Source organism: Lysinibacillus sp. UBA6686 (assembly GCF_002455205.1).
In the GTDB taxonomy this organism is placed as follows: Bacteria; Bacillota; Bacilli; order Bacillales_A; family Planococcaceae; genus Lysinibacillus; species Lysinibacillus pakistanensis.
This window is the reverse complement of sequence record NZ_DKJS01000067.1, coordinates 25,901-45,726: the sequence shown is the minus strand read 5'-3', so window position 1 is coordinate 45,726 and position 19,826 is coordinate 25,901. Positions and strand designations below refer to the sequence as shown.

General features: G+C 38.1%; 16 protein-coding genes and 1 other RNA gene. 1 reads left to right on the top strand and 16 read right to left on the bottom strand.

The features are described 5' to 3' along the window. The 14 genes from eutC to B2R82_RS17905 form a co-directional block, all read right to left on the bottom strand. On the bottom strand, nt 1-1,026 hold the full coding sequence (gene eutC / locus B2R82_RS17970) for an ethanolamine ammonia-lyase subunit EutC (protein ID WP_376781236.1): 1,026 nt from the start codon (nt 1,024-1,026) through the stop codon (nt 1-3). Continuing rightward, nucleotides 1,027-2,397: an ethanolamine ammonia-lyase subunit EutB gene (locus B2R82_RS17965; RefSeq protein ID WP_283871722.1), complete on the bottom strand. Its 1,371-nt coding sequence runs from the start codon at nt 2,395-2,397 to the stop codon at nt 1,027-1,029. A gap of 5 nt (nt 2,398-2,402) precedes the next feature. Further along, a complete protein-coding gene (locus tag B2R82_RS17960; RefSeq protein WP_286926247.1) occupies nt 2,403-3,827 on the bottom strand; it encodes an ethanolamine ammonia-lyase reactivating factor EutA in 1,425 nt (474 codons plus the stop codon). A 20-nt stretch (nt 3,828-3,847) separates the two neighbouring features. Further along, nucleotides 3,848-4,345, bottom strand: a complete 498-nt coding sequence (locus tag B2R82_RS17955; protein WP_286926246.1) for a EutP/PduV family microcompartment system protein — start codon at nt 4,343-4,345, stop codon at nt 3,848-3,850. A gap of 13 nt (nt 4,346-4,358) precedes the next feature. After that, nucleotides 4,359-4,700: an ethanolamine utilization microcompartment protein EutS gene (gene eutS / locus B2R82_RS17950; protein WP_249071697.1), complete on the bottom strand. Its 342-nt coding sequence runs from the start codon at nt 4,698-4,700 to the stop codon at nt 4,359-4,361. Nucleotides 4,701-4,726: 26 nt separating this feature from the next. Further along, a complete protein-coding gene (gene eutH, locus B2R82_RS17945; RefSeq protein ID WP_286926245.1) occupies nt 4,727-5,971 on the bottom strand; it encodes an ethanolamine utilization protein EutH in 1,245 nt (414 codons plus the stop codon). 83 nt (nt 5,972-6,054) lie between these two features. After that, nucleotides 6,055-6,633 (bottom strand): ANTAR domain-containing response regulator, encoded by a 579-nt coding sequence (locus tag B2R82_RS17940; protein WP_283871717.1) that lies wholly within the window; start codon nt 6,631-6,633, stop codon nt 6,055-6,057. Further along, complete coding sequence (locus B2R82_RS17935; protein WP_286926244.1) at nt 6,626-8,068, bottom strand: sensor histidine kinase; 1,443 nt, start codon at nt 8,066-8,068, stop codon at nt 6,626-6,628. Before B2R82_RS17935 ends, B2R82_RS17940 begins: the two co-directional genes overlap by 8 nt. Nucleotides 8,069-8,312: 244 nt before the next feature. Then, a complete protein-coding gene (locus tag B2R82_RS17930; protein ID WP_286926243.1) occupies nt 8,313-10,220 on the bottom strand; it encodes an ATP-dependent DNA helicase in 1,908 nt (635 codons plus the stop codon). Nucleotides 10,221-10,306: 86 nt separating this feature from the next. Next, on the bottom strand, nt 10,307-11,443 hold the full coding sequence (locus B2R82_RS17925; RefSeq protein ID WP_286926242.1) for a THUMP domain-containing class I SAM-dependent RNA methyltransferase: 1,137 nt from the start codon (nt 11,441-11,443) through the stop codon (nt 10,307-10,309). A 3-nt stretch (nt 11,444-11,446) separates the two neighbouring features. After that, nucleotides 11,447-13,192: a GGDEF domain-containing phosphodiesterase gene (locus B2R82_RS17920; RefSeq protein WP_286926240.1), complete on the bottom strand. Its 1,746-nt coding sequence runs from the start codon at nt 13,190-13,192 to the stop codon at nt 11,447-11,449. A 535-nt stretch (nt 13,193-13,727) separates the two neighbouring features. Then, an RNA gene (gene rnpB / locus B2R82_RS17915) (RNase P RNA component class B) lies at nt 13,728-14,108 on the bottom strand. A gap of 60 nt (nt 14,109-14,168) precedes the next feature. After that, complete coding sequence (gene gpsB / locus B2R82_RS17910; RefSeq protein ID WP_054770397.1) at nt 14,169-14,462, bottom strand: cell division regulator GpsB; 294 nt, start codon at nt 14,460-14,462, stop codon at nt 14,169-14,171. A gap of 121 nt (nt 14,463-14,583) precedes the next feature. Then, nucleotides 14,584-15,834 (bottom strand): ribonuclease H-like domain-containing protein, encoded by a 1,251-nt coding sequence (locus B2R82_RS17905; RefSeq protein WP_286926238.1) that lies wholly within the window; start codon nt 15,832-15,834, stop codon nt 14,584-14,586. A gap of 443 nt (nt 15,835-16,277) precedes the next feature. Between B2R82_RS17905 and B2R82_RS17900 the strand changes: the two genes are divergently transcribed. Beyond that, entirely contained in the window at nt 16,278-17,708 is a 1,431-nt protein-coding gene (locus tag B2R82_RS17900; protein ID WP_286926237.1) for a PLP-dependent aminotransferase family protein, read from the top strand. 54 nt (nt 17,709-17,762) lie between these two features. On the opposite strand, the gene B2R82_RS17895 is transcribed toward B2R82_RS17900, so the two are convergent. Beyond that, nucleotides 17,763-18,986, bottom strand: coding sequence for a benzoate/H(+) symporter BenE family transporter (locus B2R82_RS17895; protein ID WP_286926235.1), 1,224 nt, complete (start codon nt 18,984-18,986; stop codon nt 17,763-17,765). A 17-nt stretch (nt 18,987-19,003) separates the two neighbouring features. Beyond that, nucleotides 19,004-19,747 (bottom strand): YggS family pyridoxal phosphate-dependent enzyme, encoded by a 744-nt coding sequence (locus tag B2R82_RS17890; protein ID WP_286926233.1) that lies wholly within the window; start codon nt 19,745-19,747, stop codon nt 19,004-19,006. Nucleotides 19,748-19,826 lie beyond the last annotated feature (79 nt).

Sequence of the window (19,826 nt, the reverse complement as noted above, 5' to 3'; positions counted from 1 at the left end):
CTAACCTTCTTTAGCGACAAGATCTACGCCACTTGCCTGGTATTGCAGGATTTTTTGTACGACTGTACCTAGATACGCTCCAGCCTCTAATGGTGGAATTCCACCTTTGTGAATGTTTGAAATCACCATTCGCTCTGCCTCCACTGTGCCAATTCTCGGCTTATAGCATAAGTAAGCACTCATGGATTCAGCTGATACAAGTCCTGGACGCTCACCAATTAAATAAACGATGACCTCTGCCTGTAAAATCTCACCAATCTCATCCATTAGTGCTACGCGCCCTTTATCAATATAAAATGTCGTACCAATTTCAATATTTAAATTGCTAAGACTTTGCTGTAGCGCTAAATAAACATCTTGTACATTTTCTTCAATCGCACTAGCACTTAACCCATTTGAAATAATAATTTGAACCTTTGGATTTAGTTTGCATTTGGATTGAATCAATGCTTTTCCTTCCTCTGATAAACGGCGACCTAAATCTGGTCTTGTAATGTATTCTTCCTTATCTGTTACCTTCGTTGTCACTTGAAAGACATTCAGCTTTTGTAACAGTTCTTCTGTCACTTCACCATATACTGCATCAACTGCTGCTGCATGATCGAGTCGAAATTTTAACCATGTTTTTGTTTTAGGTCTTGTTCCAGCTCTGCCAACACCTATTCTTGCAGGGGTATGCTGTTTAGCTGCTTGTACACTTTCAGACACTTCATCAGCTTCAAAGCTAAAGGGTTGAATAGCTCCTACGTTATAGGGAGGGTCAAAGTAATTTGCCTGGCCTTGCGAACCCTCTGACTGGAACGATTCCTGATGATAAAGCTTAATTAATGGTTCATTTGTTTGGATTAGACTTGGGACTTCCTCTTGTTGACTTGTTACTGTATCATAAAATTTTATAAGTGTTTCCTTTGGTTCCTCAGCATCTACAGTTGTTTGATTTGTTGAATTATCTGACACATTATTCCCCAGCTTTTCTACCACAAGCTGTGTAATCATTGATACTAATTGTTCATTCAATGGACTCACCTACCTTTCAAATAAAGATAAATCGCCAGCTCTTGCTGAAAGACGACCATTTTCATAAATGCCCATTTTCTCAAGCCATGCTAAAAATTCAGGCGCTGGTTTTTTACCAAATGTTTGAAGTAATGTAGCAACATCATGGAAACTCATTGACTGATAGTTCAGCATGACATCATCGCCCATAGGCGCAGCAATAATGAAGTTGACACCAGCCGCTGTGAGTAAAACACTTAAATCCTCAATATCATTTTGATCTGCCTTGATATGGTTTGTGTAACAAATATCAACACCCATTGGAATGCCATGCATCTTGCCCATAAAGTGGTCTTCTAAACCAGCACGTATAACCTGTTTGTTATTGTATAAATACTCAGGTCCAATAAAGCCAACAACCGTATTAACGATATAAGGATTAAAATGTCTTGCAAATCCATAGTTACGTGATTCAAGGGTTACTTGATCAATTCCCATATGTGCCTCTGCTGAAAGCTCCGAGCCTTGTCCTGTTTCAAAGTAGAATAAATTCGGACCAGTACCAGTGCCCTGCTTCTTCACAAGCTCCTCTGCTTCCCTAATTAAGTCAGCTGAAATACCGAAGGAACGGTTAGCTATTTCTGTTCCAGCAATACTTTGGAAAATCATATCTGCTGGAGCGCCTTGCTTAATGGCCTTCATTTGTGTTGTGATATGTGCCAACACACAGTTTTGCGTAGGAATCGACCAATCATTGATGAATTCTTTTGTAGCAGTTAATACTTTTTTGACACTTTCAACAGAATCATCCACTGGATTTATGCCGATAACAGCATCCCCAATACCATAGGACAAACCTTCTTTTAGGGAGGCAATAATGCCGTCTATATTGTCTGTTGGATGGTTGGGCTGTAATCGAGATGAAAGGGTGCCCTTTTGTCCGATGGTAATATTACAAGTTGACAGTATTTCTACTTTATTGGCTGCATGAACCAGGTCTAGATTGGACATAAGCTTAGTGACAGCAGCAATAATTTCAGAATTCATGCCTTTGCTTAAACGCTTTAATTCACGATCACCTGTATCATTCGATAAAATATATTCGCGAAGCTGCTCGATACTCCAGTTTTTGATTTCTCCGTATATTTGCTCATTTATGTCGCCCTCGATAATGCGTGAAACCTCATCATTTTCTTGCGGCACTAATGGATTTTCTCGGATATCCTTTACTAAAAGCTCACTTAGCACAGCCTTTGCTGCGATACGTTGTTGAACGGTTTCAGCTGCAATACCAGCTAGCTGATCGCCTGATTTTTCTTCATTGGCCTTAGCCATGACATCTTTTAATGATTTAAAATTATATTTTTCTCCACCAAATATCACTGATAGATTCACATTCATCCTCCTTACTTTGAGTGGAAGGCAAGAGTTTTCACAACAACAGGAACAACGCCAGATGGCAGAACCTCTCCTATATCGATGTAATCACCTGTCTCCACTTTGATTTGATCGATGCAAATAATTGGAACCGTTGAATTAATTGCCTGAATGGTTTGCCCAATAATCTTTGCATAATCTGATTGAATGACTATGATAATTGGTATTTCCTTGGAGCATCTTGTTGCCAAGTGCTGTAAAATGGCCTCGCCTAATGCATGTACATCATGAAAGCTTAAATACGGTAATTCGCTAAAATAGAGGGCAAATGGTGAACGATTGTCCTGTGTGGAAAATAGGGCATCTGCTCTTTCCACTGCCATCTTCACCGTCTCATCAAATACTTTTGTAGCTGTATTCATATGGCAATTGAACACTGGTACATTTTTCAGTGGTAGTACATCTTCATCCACCTGAATGGTTGCCCCGCTTATTTCTGTTGTTTGCATACCTGCACCCGTTACCGTAGCACGAGCAGTTTCTTCAGGCTGTAGCCATAAAAATGATTGTAGCTGCTCGTGCTGTACTAACATTTTCGCTAAACTTTCGCCGATATCATCGTACTGACGCTGTGTACAATCATTTTCATAGATACAGGAAGCTACACCACCAGAAAAGACAATAGCGTCAACTGGCTTAACCCAGTTAGGTAAATGACCTAACAGTAATGGATGGTGCTCATCTGTTAATTGACCATTTAGCGTTTTCACTAATGTGCTTACCAATTCTTGAATAAGCTGTGCCACACGAGCATCACTAGCTGAATCACCAAGCTGTAAAGGGTGTGACCACTTTTCCATTAGCTTCTTAATCGGTGGTGAAATTGATTGAATTTTCCCATTGTGAAATTCTATGAGTCTACCACCAACATGAAGAGTGCATGTACCAATAACCTCACCAAACTGCATAACTGCAATATTCGCGGTACCGCCACCGATATCAATATTCGCAATAACTTTCGCAGTATTTTTTGATTGTTGCACTGTACCTGCACCTTTAGCAGCAATAATTCCTTCTAAGTCAGGACCAGCAGTTGCCACTAAAAAATGACCGGCTGAGTCCGAAATTGCGTGGATAACCTCACTGGCATTTTCCTTTGTAGCAGATTCACCTGTAATAATAATGGCTCCTGTAGAGATTTCTGCTGGTGAAATTTGAGCAAGTTGATATTGCTGAAATATAAATTGCTCGATCTTTGCCATATCAATAATTTCGTGATTGATAAATGGCGTTTTAATAATAGGACTTTGATGTAACACCTTTTTTTCAATTATTTCGATCCGTGGCACATGCGTTATCCCTGCAACATTTTTCAACAGAAAACTACTAACAACCATTTTTGTTGTACTAGTTCCAATATCAATACCTGCACTATAAATTTTTTCTGTCTTCAACTTACTCCTCCCTCTCGCTGCTAAGAGCTATATATGAGATAAGGGCTATCACGATCCTTGACAAATTGGCGAATTTCTTCGTCAGTATTAAGCTGAATTAGTGGTGCAATCAACTCAATACCAAGATTTTGCCATGAAGAAGTTTTGACAATAGGACCGTGTGTCATGACATTTTGTAATAATGCTGTTGCTCTATCAACATCTGCAAGAGGCGCATCAATTTTTGTAATCACGCCAATTTGAATCTTTGGAATGCCTAAACTAAATTGTGGAGGAAAAACACTCCTCGATGACGTGGCATCCTGCAAATAAATCACATGTGTTACTTCAAGTGATGTTGCCATAATATTTCTGTAATACATTGGATTTTCAATATATTCTCCGGGCGTATCTACAATCCAATCATCAAAAACGAGAGCTTGCGTTTTTTTGGCTTGTCTATCTTTCCCTAATAATGCATTCATTAGCGTTGACTTACCTGCTTGCACACCGCCTATTATCATTACTCGATTTTTCATACGGCAGCACATCCTATGACTTCGTTATTTTTGATGGTGTATAGCCTAGCATTTCTGATAAAAAACGGTTAATTTCTAACATCGCCATTTCCACCTCAGAGACACTACCAACAATCACTAGACTGCCTGTAAAGCGATCTAAAAAACCTAGTTTTACGTTGGCTGACTTTGTGGCTAAATCACCAGCAATAATCACTGTTTCACTAGGCGTACATGTCATAATGCCAAGCGCACCTGCTTCTTGAATACCAAGCTTTTGAAACATATCTGGATCTGGATTTGCGATTAGATGACTTAATGTTAGTTGCTTACCGGGCACAAACTCCTGTATAAACCGCTTTTTTTCTTCACTCACACGTCATCACCTCTTTCTTCAAATTATTAAGACTTATTGTCTGTTTGGTATTCTCCTTCTTTAATAATGCCTGCCTTGCGATCTTCCTGTTCCAATCTTAAAGCTGTTGGTACAGACAATTTATAGGCTAGAATAATCGCAATCACACCAGCTAAAAACTTCCCAGCGATAACAGGTAAAATAATGGTTGGCTGGAAGTTAGCCGTAAACGATAAATGATCTCCAAGTAAAAATGCCGAACAAACCCCAAAGGCAATATTAATAACTTTATCTTTTGGTGGCATATGACGAATCAGTGTAAACATTGCCAAAATATTAGCAATTGTTGCTAAAATACCCGCACTTCCTACTGATGATAAGCCTAGTTTTTTCCCTGCTGCCTCTAAAGGCTTCGATGCATATTTTCTAATTAAGTACACCATCGGGAATGCACCTGCTAGCATAATTCCAATATACCCAGCTGTTTCTAACGCTCGGAATTGATCGATCTCATCTGCCATAATCGGATCAAAGCCCCACGCTCCAAAAACCTTCGAAAAGATTCCTGTGAAAATTTCTACAATAGAGAACACCAGCACAAGCTTGATACCAGCATCCATAACACGCCCAAAAATCATGAAGCCCTTAATCATGCCATTTGGAATTAACTTTAGTCCTAACGCAATTAAGATAACGAAAATAAATAAAGGCAATAAATTAATTAAAATTTGTAACACAGAAATAGCAAATACATATGTTGGTGCCTCAGTTGTACTAATTACTTCACGAACCTCTGTATTGAAAAGCACAATCATGATAGATGAAATAAATGCCCCAATTGGAATTGTTAAAACGCCTGCCATAATACCTAATGCCATATATTTATGATCACGTTTATCTAACATCGCAAGACCCATCGGAATTGAGAATACAATGGTTGCCCCTGACATAAACCCAACAACTAGAGCCATTACCCATCCCTCATATGACTCTTTTAAAGCATTGGCTAATTGGTAGCCGCCCATGTCCGAAGCTAAAATAGTTGTCGCTGCAATGGCAGGATCCGCACCAATTAACTCAAAAATTGGACTAATAAAATGACTAATAAACCATGTTAAGTAAGGTATAGCAGCCATGATCCCTGCTGCTGGGACGAAAATATGACCAACTGTATGGATACCATTCATAAATTCCTTACCAATCCCATACTCAGCATCTCGAATCGCTCCGATTGCCCCTAAAACAGCACAAATCATAATAATATAAACGATGATCGTTCCTATCATTGCCATCCTACTCATCACCCCTTTGTTTTTGATAAATCTATATAAAAAAAGACGCATTAAAGAAGAAATCTCTTTAAAGCGTCTTTGCTTCAACTATTTACTTGTAAGGTATTAATAATTCGTTTCGCGATCGTCACCATTTCCTGTTGAGTCTGCATGCTTTCATTTCGAATTTTTTTATACGCCTCATCCTCGCTAAGATTTTCTGACTGCATCAGTAAACCTTTTGCACGTTCGATAATTTTGCGTTTTTCTAATTCTGTTTGTTTATGCAGTAATTCACCGTTTAAACGGTTGAATTTATCAATTTGATGAAATGCTACTTCCAACGCTGGAAGGACATTTTTCTCAGAAAACGGTTTCATAACATATCCTAAAATATTATCTTGCTTCATGTATAGAAGCAACTCTTTTTCACTATACGCTGATATAAATAGCACTGGAATTCCCAATTGCTGTTCAATAATTTTGCTAGCCTTTAATCCATCTAGCTTAGGCATTTTAATATCCATTAGGATTAACTGAGGCTTGTGTGCAAAAGCCAGCTCAATTGCCGATTCTCCATTGTTTGCTTGTGCCACTACCTCGTAGCCATTATCTTCAAGCATAAATTTTAAATCAATAGCAATTAGTGACTCATCTTCGACAATCATTACTTTCCTAGTCATTTAGGATAAATACCTCCTCACTTACAGGAAACTGAATTTGAGTATGTGTACCTTCTTCACTAGGGATAATTGTAAATGTGCCAGCTAAATCATATTCAACAAGTCTTGTTATTATCTCCATTCCAAATGATGCCTTCATCTCTTGCATCCCAACGCCGTTGTCAGAAATATGAAGTGAAATGACGGAAGCATCCTGTAAAAATTGAATGTCGATTGTACCTTCCTCACGACCAACAAAAGCATATTTCAATGCATTTTGTAGTAGCTCACAAATGATTAGCGCGAGAGATACAGCCTTCTTCGAATGACAGAATAACTGAATGTCTTCATGATGAAAGACTAATTGAATGGAAGGTGTATTGGCTGTTCCCACCATCTTATGTCCAATTTTCTTAGATAACGCGATAACGTCTACTTTCTCTTCCGCATTATCCTCATTCTCTAAAATTAGTTCATAGACCGATGAAATACTATATATTCGATTTAATGCCTCTTGAAAAGCACTTGCATTGGAAGCTGACAAGTCATTTCGCATTTGCAAACGCAATAGGCTTGTAACTGTTTGTAAATTATTCTTTACACGATGATGAATTTCTCGTATAGCAAATGTTTTCATCATCAGTTCATTTTCTTTCAGCTTTAGCTCTGTCAGATCATGAATAATGAGAAGTGTTACTTTATCATTTTGACTGCGAATAGGAATTTTTTTCACAATGAAAGATTTACGATCAATCGTAATTTCTAAGAAAAAGACATCATCGCCTTTATCATAAACCTCTTGTAAAAATGGCAAAATCTTATTCAATGCAACATTGTCAAAATGTTCCAACCCCGAAAGCTCTGAAATAAATCGATAGCCTGCAGGATTACTATAAATTACTTTGTTCTCATGATTAGTAAGAATAATAGATTCTACTAACAAATCAGAAACGACTGGTATTGGTTGAGAATTTGGTTCAACAATATGCTCAATTAAAGCAAAGGGCATATTTTGAAAATCATCTTTCGGTGTTGTTTTCATTTCCACCTTTTTTTCCTGAATTAACACGGCAATAACCTGTTGCTCGTTATTAAAGAGAGGGACAACATTTTGTTCAACAGTTATACCTTCTTGTGTGATGGCTCTAGAAATGGATGATTTTTCTTTATTTTTAAAAGCAGCAAATACTGCTGGCTCAAAACTCTCAAAAACAAATTTTCCAATAACAGACTTTTCGTATAAATGTCTTTCTTTTTTGGGGAATGCTTCTGCCACGACAATTGCATGTGGTAGATTTTCCAACATACAATCTATAAACATATAGCAATCTGTCAATTCTGCATAATAGGAAAGTGTAGTTTCTATTTCTAATAGCTTTTCTATATCTGTTGAAGATAAGTTTGTATATTGACTACACAATGTTCGAATGTTCGACAGGTTCAACACCCCTATCATAGAATAATCAAACTTGAAAATGACTATTCGTATAATTTCTTGTCATCATTATAAACCTTTTGCAAAATTATTTTCAACAAAAAAAATAATTTATTTTAATAATTTTCGTTGCATTACAAAGAACTATATAGCTTAAAAGAGAAATATTCAACACTTTTTTCATTTCCATCTGCATTTCATGCTAATTTTATTATTTCGATATAACAAAAAGCAGGCTTGCAAACTTAAGCAAACCCGCTTTTTCTTACTTTATTTCTGGTGTAACAGCTAAAATATTTTCAAATGTTTTACGTTGAGAAGCCTCTTGTTCATTTAATAAAATATGAATATCCCCATGATCGTTTGAAGTACGGATTAAGCGCCCCATTCCTTGCTGTAAACGCAATTGCATAAATGGTAATTCTACCTCTTCATACGGATTTTCTGCAAACGTACGTTTTGCATCAAATAATGGATCATGTGGTGGGAAAGGCAAGTCATAAATAATGACACGTGTTAATGCCTCCTCTGGTAAGTCAAGACCCTCCCATAAATGATAGGAGCATAATATTTTGACGGTACCATCCTGGAAATCACGAACAATGGCTGAAAGCTCACGATCTCCTTCAAAAGCCATATACACCCTTTCCATAAGTGGTAATTCAGCTTTAAAATCTAGCATAGCTTGTTTGGATTTAAATAATATTAACGTTTTTTCTCCATCACGTAAAAGCTGTTGAACACGCGATGTCTTCTCCTTTTGAGAAAGCTCATGTAAATAAATTCTCATGACTTCTTCATAGTCAAAAGGCGATGGAACAGAAAATGATTGATAGTCCCGAATTCCTAAGCTATAGGAAATATATGAAAAATCCTTATTAACAGACAATGTCGCTGATGAAAAGACAATTGGAAGTTTTTTAGAGAATAATTTTTCTGCTAAAACTTCTGTAATAAGTCGTGGCATGATAACGAGTGTTTCTTCCCCGTCCGTTTCCTCTAACCAATCAACAGCATCACCCTGCGCAATAAAAATACGTAAGGATGCTTGGTATTGTTCTAAATATTCCTCAGCCATATTCAATTCGTATTCCGGAATCATATACATCTCTGATTCAAAAACAAATTCTTCGAGTAATGTTTCTACATCGTCAACTAATTGTTTTCCATACTTTAATAGTGTTGGCGATTTATTGATACGTTTACGCTCCTCTTTAGAAGCAACTAAATCATCACGAAGCTGATCGAAAAATAACTCATGATCATCTTGTAGTTTTTCCATCGCATACAGTGTCCGCTCTCGCACACCATCTACCATTAAACGTTCTAGAAGTTTAACTATTGTTGTCGCCTGCACTTTATACGTCATTGCTTTTTGAGCAGCATATTCTAAAAGATGCCCCTCGTCTAGCACAATCATAGATACTTCTGGTAATAGCGCCAATTGCCCTTCACGCTCACGGGATTCCTTTGTAGCCAAATGCTCCATCAAGAAATCTTGTGAACATATAATAAGATCCGTTGATTTACGATAATGTGCACGATGTAGTGTTTGACCACATCGATTACGTTGATCACATACAGAGCACTGCATAATGGCATTATAGTTCACTTTTTGCCAATCTTCATCACTGACTGTTGAATAATCACTACGCTCTCCATAGGGCTGAATGGCAATCATCGATCCTTGAGCATATACACCATCAGGTATAGAAAATGCAATATCATCAATCCATTCATCAGTCTCTACTTTTTCTGCCTCTTCAAAGCGCTTTAGGCATAAATATTGATCTCTTGATTTTGCTAAGCGCACATCAATGTCAAGCCCTAACGTTTTCTGTAATTTATAAATATCTCCGCCCTCTTTTACTAGCTGGTCGATTAAAGTTTCATCAGCACAGGCAATAAGGGCTGGTTTACCAGTATAACGTGCATAGGATACAGCTGGTAGAAGATAGGCAATCGTTTTCCCAGTTCCTACACCCGCCTCAGCAAAAAGCACATTTTTTTCTTTTAGAGCCTGCTCTATTTGATAGGCCATAAAAATTTGCTCATCACGGCATTCAAAGCCTTTTTCAGGCAATTCATCATAAAGGACGTCGCCCATCCAGTCACCTAATGACTCAAAAAATGAACGATCCTTTGTTAATGCAAAAGGTAAAGATTTACGCAATTGACGTTCCCCCTCTAACTATCTGGTCCTATTATACGCGACGAAACGGAAGATAAGAAAAAAATCTTATCTTCCGTTATCATTGTTTAATCTCTTTTAGATTTTTGTCCCCAGAATTGATAATAATTCGTTTCAATGAAACCATTGAATAATTTACGTTTCTTCGTCGCTTGACGACCATACAATTCCTCAAAGTTTTTCATGGAGGACAACATATACACAGACCAGGTTGGATAGCTCTTCATGATTGTTCCCAAGTCACGAATCACCTGCTCTACAACTTCAACATCACCAATACGTTCACCATATGGCGGATTACCAATCATAACGCCATCTGTAAGCTGTGTCGTAAAATCACGTGCTTGCATTTGCTTAAACGTAATTATTTCACCAAAGCCAGCCTCAAGTGCATTTTCTTGCGCAATACTCACCATACGATGGTCAATATCAGACCCAAAAATTTCCAATGGTTGCTCATAATTTGCTAAGCTGTCTGCCTCGTTCCGTACCTCGTCCCACATTTTTGCCTTCATCCATGGCCAAGCCTCTGAAATAAATTCACGGTTATAGCCGGGTGCAATATTTTGTCCAAGCATAGCAGCCTCAAGAGCAATTGTGCCCGAACCACAAAATGGGTCAACGAACGGTCGATTCGGATTCCATTTTGAAATTTGCACAAGAGCAGCCGCTAATGTTTCTTTTAATGGCGCCTCACCTTGTGCTTGACGGTAGCCACGCTTATGTAGCCCAGCACCGGATGTGTCAATAGTAAGTGTAGCCATATCTTTTAAGATTGAAACTTCAATTTTATAGGTAGCACCAGATTCATCCAAAAACCCTAAACGCTTATAGTGCTGCTTCATACGCTCTACAATTGCTTTTTTTGTAATTGCCTGGCAATCCGGTACACTAAATAATTTTGATTTGACAGACTTGCCCGATACTGGAAAAGCTGCATCTACTGGCAGGTATTTTTCCCAAGGTAAAGCCTTTACACTTTCAAACAATTGCTCAAAAGATGTTGCAGGAAATTGACCCACAACAATTTTTACTCGGTCTGCCACACGTAACCATAAGTTTGTTCGTGCAATGGCTGTTTCATCACCTTCAAAATAGACTTTTCCATTATCTACTGTTGTTTCATAGCCAAGCGCCTTAACCTCTTGCGCTACAATTGCCTCTAAGCCCATCGCAGCCGTTGCTACTAATTTATAATTTGCCATATGCTAATTCCTTCCTTGATGCTCGATTTCCCAAAACTCCATAAATTCAATTAGCTCATTTAATGGTAGTGGTTTGCTGTAATAGTAGCCTTGAATAATATCACAGTTCATTTTACGTAGTATATCCACTTGTTGTGCCTGTTCTACACCCTCCGCAACCACTTTCATTTTTAGGCGGTGGGACATTTGGATAATCGCATCTACTACAGCCTGTTTTTCATCGAGCGAGGCAATATGTTGAATAAAGCTGCGATCAATTTTTAAACAATCAAGCGGGAATCGCACTAAATAGCTCAGAGATGAATAGCCCGTTCCAAAATCGTCAATTGAAATTTTAAAGCCCATTTTTTTAAGTCGCACTAGCTTGCTTATTGTTTCATTTGCACTATTCATAACCGTGCGTTCTGTTACTTCTATCTCAAAATTGTTAGCAGGCATATTGTAACGCTCTAATATCGCTTGAATCGACTCTAAAAAGTTTTGTTGTTTAAAGTGAATGCTTGATATATTGATGGCAATAGGTAACTTGCGTCCATGCTGTTGCATCTCCAATACTGCCTCACAAGCTTTTTCTATAATGACTTCGCTTAATGGAATGATTAATCCCGTTTCCTCGGCATATGGAATAAATTCTGCTGGCGATACAAAACCTAGCCGTTCATTATTCCATCTTACTAGTGCCTCTAAGCCCTGAATCTGTTCATTTTTAACAGATATTTTTGGTTGAAAATGAAGGTCAAATTCACGATTTTCAATAGCTTTTCGTAGTTCTGAATCCAATAATAACACGCGCTGTGAATCAGTTTGTAATTCTTTAAAATAAAACGAATAGCCGTTAAGACCATTCTTTTTAGAATAGGTCATTGCTTTATCTGCACAATGAATTAATTGCTCTGTAGTTTCGCCATCTACTGGATACATACTTACACCGACACTTGTAGAGATAAAAACATTCTGCCCATTTATATCCAAAGGCTTTTCAATTATACCAATAATTTGCTCAGCAAATTTTGCTGCTTCTTTAACATTTTTTACATTGGTTAACGTAATAATAAACTCATCGCCACCGTACCTTGCAATGATATCTTTATTCTTCAACAATGTTTTGATACGCTTTGCCACTTCTACTAAAATCGTATCACCAACCGCATGGCCTAATGTATCATTTATTTGCTTAAATCTGTCTAAATCTAAAAAATAGACAGCATGTTGAACTGAATGGGAGATAGTAGAAGTAGATTCTAGAAGACCATCCATTCTTTCAATATAAGCAAATCGATTGGATACTTCCGTTAATGAGTCTGTTAACAAACGTTTCTCTAACTCATTCTCAACTATTTTTCTTTCAGATAAATCCGTGAAAATACCACAGTAATTTGTAACTTCACCCTTATCATTGGTTACACCAATAATTGTTAACCATTCTGGATAAACGTCTCCGGTTTTCCGACGATTCCATATTTCTCCCTGCCAAATGCCATCTTGTCGTATTTTTTGCCACATTTCTAGATAAAAATTTAATTCGTGTACACCTGATTGTAGCACCGCAGGCGTTTTTCCAATAACTTCGTCACGCTTATAGCCTGTTACAAATTCAAATGCAGGATTCACCATTTCAATTTTTTTATCTTTATCCGTAATCATTATGCCTTCAGAGACATTTTCGAAGATTTTTGTAATTAAGGCAGTGGGGTATTTGGAAATCGAATTAAGTTTCCCCTGACTATTCCAATCGTTCGCTCCGTTCATGTTTCCGCTCCATTCTCTCTCTCTAAACTACCCTCATTTATAGAATAGCGCCTATGCGCAGCCTACTAGTTTGTAGACAAATATGTACATCGTTGCGATAACAGTTTCAGATGTTTTGCTTAGATGCGTAGAGACAGAGGCATAACAAACAGTATGTTGCCTTATTCTTAAACGTTTATCGCGCATGTCTAGCCATGATTAACAAGTACCATGTTCTTAAATTACGCCCCGCGTAATTGCGTCTAGATTTTTTCGAACTTCCCTCAAAAAGCTTCTCTTCAAAATCCGTGACATCCGTAGGGGGCTTTGGGCCAACGTGATGTTGGTCACTCCGTTGTGTGTTGTTGTTGTTGCTGTCGCTGCGCTTTCGCACAGTAAAGATCTGTTGCTGTCGCTGCGCTTTCGCACAGATAAACCCGTGTTGCTGTCGCTGCGCTTTCGCACAATAAAAATCTGTTGAATCAAGATAAACTCAAAAGAAAAGCTCTCCACCAAATTGGAGAGCGCTTGTTATTTCGTAGTTAAGCATCATAAATTCCATAAGCCATGTTTTGTTCCCGAGTACTCAAACAGTTTGCACCTCGTACGACCGGGTAGTAATCATCTATCTACAGAGATAACTCTGTCCCTCTATCCGTTCAATTCCTTCTAGAGAGTGCCCCTACCATAATTTGGGTTTCTCACTCGTGGGGTTTACCTCGTTCCACCTTGCAAGTTTCCAAGCAAGCTTCGTCACTGTGGCACTTTCAGGAAGTTTCAACCATATCAAAAGACTTAGGTTTTCCTTCCGCCGTCAGCCTGTAACAGCTGCCTTACCTTATTTTTTCAGTAAGCACGAACACTACGGTCGTCTCAGAGCCGTGTGAGCATGGACTTTCCTCTACGACGTCTAGCGCCGCAGCGATTACTCGAATTTCATGATGATACGAAACATTATACTAGAGTTTTATAATAAATACAATGTAAATGACAAAAATTATTCGTATAACTTACTGCCAAATACATGTTTTTCCAAATTCGAAAGACGTTTTAAAATATCAAAGTTTGTCGTACCAGCTGTCGATGCAACAGGTTGTCTTTTAGGAGTACTATCAATTTCTTCTCTAAGCTGTCTGTTCTCTTCACGTAGTTGGGCCACCACTTTTTCAAAAGTTTCATAATCTTGAATAATTTCATCAAGAAATGAATCGACTTCTTCTACATTGTAGCCTTTAAAATTTTTCTTAAATTCCTTTTCAAGGATCATTTTTGACGTTAATTTAATGTCCATTCACATCGCCCTTCCTCACACTACATACACGAAATCATTATAGCATACTTCACCACATTATATCGTCTGTAAACACCAATTGTAAGGCTAAACTTGTCGTTTCTTGCGCTTACCCGGGAAATTATTTCTTATTTCCTAATCGATATAATCTCTTTGCCCAAGAAATTTCCCATTTCTGTTTTTGTTCTACTCTCCATTTCTCATCCCTTTTTATTAATTGTATGCCTTCCTGCGTATAATAAAGGGCCTGTTCGTAATCTTTTATCTGATGCTCATAGATTATGGCTAGCTGTTCTAAAGCATGCAACTTTTTTCGTGAATCAATGAAATGAAGTGAAGCCACAAAGGCATCAATAGCTTCGTTAAACTTTTTATTTCTTTTGTGTTGTAAGGCCAAATAATATTGAGCATGTCCTGCTTCAAGTGCATCAAATTGCGAAGTTACCTTTTCCAATATCCTCACACTTTGAGTGCTCTCCTTTAAATCTGCATACCATTTCCCAATATTGGTGAAGGTATTAGCAGATTCATCATTCGACTCTTCAAACAACAAGTTTGTGGAGTGAGAATAGAGTGTAATTAGTGAAAGTAAATCCCACTCATTATGAAGCAGTACTTTCATCAGTGCATCAGGCATACCACTTTTAATAGCATCTAAATAGATAATAGGTGCGAGATAGCCTGGAATATCAGCAATGCGTGAAAAGCCAAGCTTCTCCTCTTCCACCGATTTTAACTTCATCCGTTCCATATCATTTTTCCATAAACGCTTTGAACTATGCAACAAATCGATTTGTCGTTGTGAACGTAATTTAGGTAGTTCTTTTTGGTGGAGCGTCCAACGCGTTTCCAGCTGTGGCCAGTCAAAGCTTTTGCCATTGTAGGTAATGACCGTTGCTGTTTTTTGCCAAAGCTTTGACTCAAAAAGTAATGCTGCTTCGTGTGCTGGATCTGCAAGTAGATATTGCGTTAAAATAAAGCTTTCATCTGAAACCTCTAAAAAACCGAGAAGAAAAATTTGTGTACCTACTCCCTTTAAGCCTGTCGTTTCCGTATCGAAAAATAATACCTGTTCATTGCTATCTAGTGCATAGGGATGTTCAAACTTTGCCTCTTGCCATTTGGCTAGTGCCTCGAAAAATGATTGCAACTTATAATCCCCATGTTGATAATGATACGGATAATGAACCTGCCGCTTAAAAACAATACCAAAGTCATTTTCTACAACTGTCAGCCCAGCCCTCTTCCATCGCTCTGTATAGCTAGGGGTCTCGGGCTTTTGATATGTGGCAGGCTTCTCTTGTTTGACTGGTGTTGTAGTTTTTTTACCAAGCATTTTTTTCATTTGTAGGATTTTGTTTTCGTATGACATATATTTCACTCATTTTCTGCCTATAAATTGGTATATCAATACTTTGCAACAACTTTTGATTAGAACTTGTAGGAGGATTTAACTTCCATATATTTCTAAATAAATGATTAAATGATTGTATTTTATAGTAACACACAATTTCAAAGGACTCTAGTTATGATTTGGTCCTTTGTTTATCTAATAATAAAACATATAAATAGGAAAGTTTATTTTTTGGTTCATTGCAAAAAGAAAGCAATTTATGATAGCATTCAAATTATGGCATGTATTTAATATAACTTTTTCACGCAATTTAACAGTCCATATTAATAATGTTATCTTCATTCAGCATCTTTACTGTGCGAAAGCGCAGCGACAGCAACACGGGTTATCTGTAGCGAAAGCAAAGAGGTAACTACAATTACGCCGAGGCAAAATTGATTTATAGATTGGAAGTGAATGAAATGCTAAAAGTTAATCGAGAAGATAAGAGTCCTATATGGCAGCAATTGCTTGACCAAGCCATTCATAATATTACAACAGGAAAATGGCCGCCTGGAGAGCTACTACCCCCAACTCGAGAACTTGCCTTATTAGTTGGTGTTTCACGCTCAACCATCCAAATTGTATATGAGGAGTTATTCAGCCGCGGATACACTGTTACAAATTGGCGTGGTGGAACAAGGGTAAGTGAATGGGGCTATCAAGCTGGCACACAGGAAGAATCTATGCACCAAGGACCATCCACACCAGAAATACCTTACATAAGCACAGCTGTAAATCAATTGAATAATTGGTTTAGAGGTACAGAACAACAACATGTTGAAATTGATTTTTGTCCCCATGAGCCATACTTGGACGAGCATTTCCGGAAAATTTGGAGGCAATCTTTTTTACAGGCATCAGCGGTTGCAGATTTAGATACTTGGGGATATGGCAATCCGTATGGCTATACACCACTACGTGAACAGATTCAACGATATTTGACATTCGAAAGAGGAGTTCATGTTGATATTGATCAAATTATCTTAACTTCAGGAGCACAGCATAGTATCGATTTAATTGCTCAGGCGCTTTTACATGAAGGCGAAACAGTTTCTGTTGAAGACCCTGGATTTCCCGCTGCATGGATGACAATGAAATATCGGCGTATGAACGTTGTCCCTGTTCCTGTTGACGAGTACGGCTTACAAGTTGAGCACATTCATCCACAATCAAAACTTACTTTTGTCACACCTTCCCATCAGTGTGCAGTCGGCGTTATTTTGTCAGAACCTCGCAGACAGCAATTGCTACAACTGGCTGCTCAAAAGCAATTTTGGATTGTAGAAGATGATTATGATGGTGAATTTAGGTATCGCGGTGGCCCACTTCCTACTTTATTTAGTCAGCAGCCCCAACATACATTGTATATGATGAGTTTTTCAAAAATGGTGGCTCCTGGTATACGAATTTCTGCAGTTGTTGGCCCCAAAAACGCTATTCGCCAGCTTGCACAGGTACAAGCTTTAACCTATCGCCATCTGCCAATTATGGAGCAACTAACGCTTTCCCATTTTATTGAACATGGTCATTTTATGCGTCATATGAGGAGAGCTAGAAATGTCTATCGCAGAAGACATGAGGCTATGACAAAGGCCATTATGGCAACAGGTCTCGGTAAACATTTTAAATTAAGCGGTATTGAAACCGGTCTTCATATGCTTCTCGAAGCCAAAGAATCATTTGAAGAAGAAGAACTGACCAATCTAGCGTTGACACAAGGAGTCCGTGTTTATCCACTTAGCAAATATTGTTTGGAAAGCAATCGTAAAGGATGGGTACTAGGATTTGCTAAAATAGACGAGGTAGCGATTGAAGAAGGGATTAGTCGATTGGCAAAGATCTTATTATAATTGAAGGCCACCATCTTACTTTATTTTAGATGGTGGCCTATATTAAGTCTCTTATTATTTAGTTTGTTGCACACTATTCGTATTTTGTTGTTTCTTTAGCAACTGACCATTTATCAATAAATGAGCGCCTAACCCTGCTACCAGTCCCCAGAACGCACCTCCTACTCCAAGTAATGTAACATTTGCGGCTGTAGCCAAAAATGTAATTAGTGCTGTTTCACGTCCTTCGGGATTTATCAAGGCATTTGCAAGGCTACTCCCTATTGTACCGAGTAATGCTAAGCCCGCTAGTGTAGCAATAAATGTTGCAGGGAGAATTAAAAACAAAGCAGCCAAAGTGACGCCAAAAATGCCAACAATTATATAAAAAATACCACAGATGATACCAGCAATATAACGTTTCCTTGAATCTTCGTGAGCGTCTTTTCCAGTACAAATTGCTGCGGTAATAGCTGCTATATTAAAGGCGTGAGAGCCAAATGGAGCTGTTAGAAGTGAGCCTAATCCTGTAATGATCAATATTGGATTTGCGCTCGTTTTAAATCCATCATTTCGCAGTACTAACATCCCTGGCATATATTGACCTGTCAAAGTAATAATAAAAAGTGGCAGCGCAACCCCTAATAAGGCATGAAGCGAAAACTCTGGTGCAACAAATACTGGTGATGCAAGGGCTAATTTGATATTGCCAAAATCCGCCTGCCCCATGCTTATCAAATAAATTAATCCTGTAAGCAAAATACCTACGATTGCATATCTAGATGTAAATCTTCTTAAAATGACATACGTAATAAATAGAATAATGACAAGCCAAGGATCAACTTTTGCTCCGCCAAATGCTGAAATACCAAACTGTAATAATATACCGGCGAGAAGTCCAGAAGCAATGCCTGGTGGAATAAGCTGGACAAAACGCTCGAACATTCCTGTTAATCCTAAAATAATAAATCCCATAGCAGAAATCATATAAGCACCTATCGCTTCCGCATAGGGGGTAACTGCCAATGCTGAAACAAGAAATGCTACACCAGGTGTTGACCAAGCTGTAATAATTGGTTCGCGGTAGCGGTAACTTAACCATATGCCAGTTATCCCAACCCCGATAGAAATTGACCATATCCAAGATGCAGTCATTTCTGGACTAAGACCAGCCACCTTAGCAGCCTGAAAAACAAGAATAAAAGTACCCCCATAGTTGACAATGACAGATATAAAAGCAGCTATTGTGGGTGATAGTAAATCTTGAGCACGCCATGAATTTTGTGTTGTTACATTCATAGACTTTTCCTCCTTTCCTAATCATCCTGTAACTTATTTTCATTCCAATAGTATTCATCTGGCAAATAGCGTTGCCCAAACACTTTGGTCCCCACTCTTACGATCGTAGCGCCTTCCTCAATGGCAACAGTGAAATCACCCGACATGCCCATTGATAAAATATCCATCTCAACACGGGGAATTTCTTTTGCACGTATTTGGGTTTGAAGTTGCTTTAGTAATTGGAAGCAATGCCTAGTTTCATTATTTGTGGCATTCAATTTTCCAATCGTCATTAGCCCCTTTATATTCAATGTTTCAAATTGGGATAATTGTTCCACTAGCTCCAATGCTAACTCAGGTGAAACACCAAATTTACTTGTTTCACGAGATGTATTCACCTGTACCAAAATATCCATCGTTTTATTCTCTTTCACAAGCTGATTATGTAATGCCTGTCCTAATTTCAAACGATCAACAGAATGAATCAAGGTTACATACTTTACAACATATTTAACTTTATTCGTTTGTAAATGCCCGATAAAGTGCCATTCTACTTGGTTATGTTGTTCCATAAGTGGAAATTTGTCTCGAAGTTCTTGTGCTTTATTTTCACCAAACAACATTTCCCCTGCCTCCATCGCAATCTTTAATTTTTCAAGGGGAACCGTTTTTGTTGCCAGTAACAATTTGACCTCTTCATTCTTACGACCCACAGCTTGGCAAGCTAATGCCATCTGCTTCCTCACAGTTGTAAGATTCTCCTCAACTAAATGAACCATATTGTTTCCTCCCTTTGCGTTTATTTTGTAATGAATGCACTAAGCATACCTTATTATGGATTGCACAAAAACATCCATA

Coding starts and splice junctions, on each gene's coding strand:
- B2R82_RS17935 (WP_286926244.1), bottom strand. CDS start 8,068: ATGATAGGGGTGTTGAACCTGTCGAACATTCGAACATTGTGTAGTCAA.
- B2R82_RS17940 (WP_283871717.1), bottom strand. CDS start 6,633: ATGACTAGGAAAGTAATGATTGTCGAAGATGAGTCACTAATTGCTATT.
- B2R82_RS17965 (WP_283871722.1), bottom strand. CDS start 2,397: ATGAATGTGAATCTATCAGTGATATTTGGTGGAGAAAAATATAATTTT.
- B2R82_RS17955 (WP_286926246.1), bottom strand. CDS start 4,345: ATGAAAAATCGAGTAATGATAATAGGCGGTGTGCAAGCAGGTAAGTCA.
- B2R82_RS17890 (WP_286926233.1), bottom strand. CDS start 19,747: ATGGTTCATTTAGTTGAGGAGAATCTTACAACTGTGAGGAAGCAGATG.
- B2R82_RS17900 (WP_286926237.1), top strand. CDS start 16,278: ATGCTAAAAGTTAATCGAGAAGATAAGAGTCCTATATGGCAGCAATTG.
- gpsB (WP_054770397.1), bottom strand. CDS start 14,462: ATGGACATTAAATTAACGTCAAAAATGATCCTTGAAAAGGAATTTAAG.
- B2R82_RS17920 (WP_286926240.1), bottom strand. CDS start 13,192: ATGAACGGAGCGAACGATTGGAATAGTCAGGGGAAACTTAATTCGATT.
- eutH (WP_286926245.1), bottom strand. CDS start 5,971: ATGGCAATGATAGGAACGATCATCGTTTATATTATTATGATTTGTGCT.
- B2R82_RS17925 (WP_286926242.1), bottom strand. CDS start 11,443: ATGGCAAATTATAAATTAGTAGCAACGGCTGCGATGGGCTTAGAGGCA.
- B2R82_RS17895 (WP_286926235.1), bottom strand. CDS start 18,986: ATGAATGTAACAACACAAAATTCATGGCGTGCTCAAGATTTACTATCA.
- B2R82_RS17905 (WP_286926238.1), bottom strand. CDS start 15,834: ATGTCATACGAAAACAAAATCCTACAAATGAAAAAAATGCTTGGTAAA.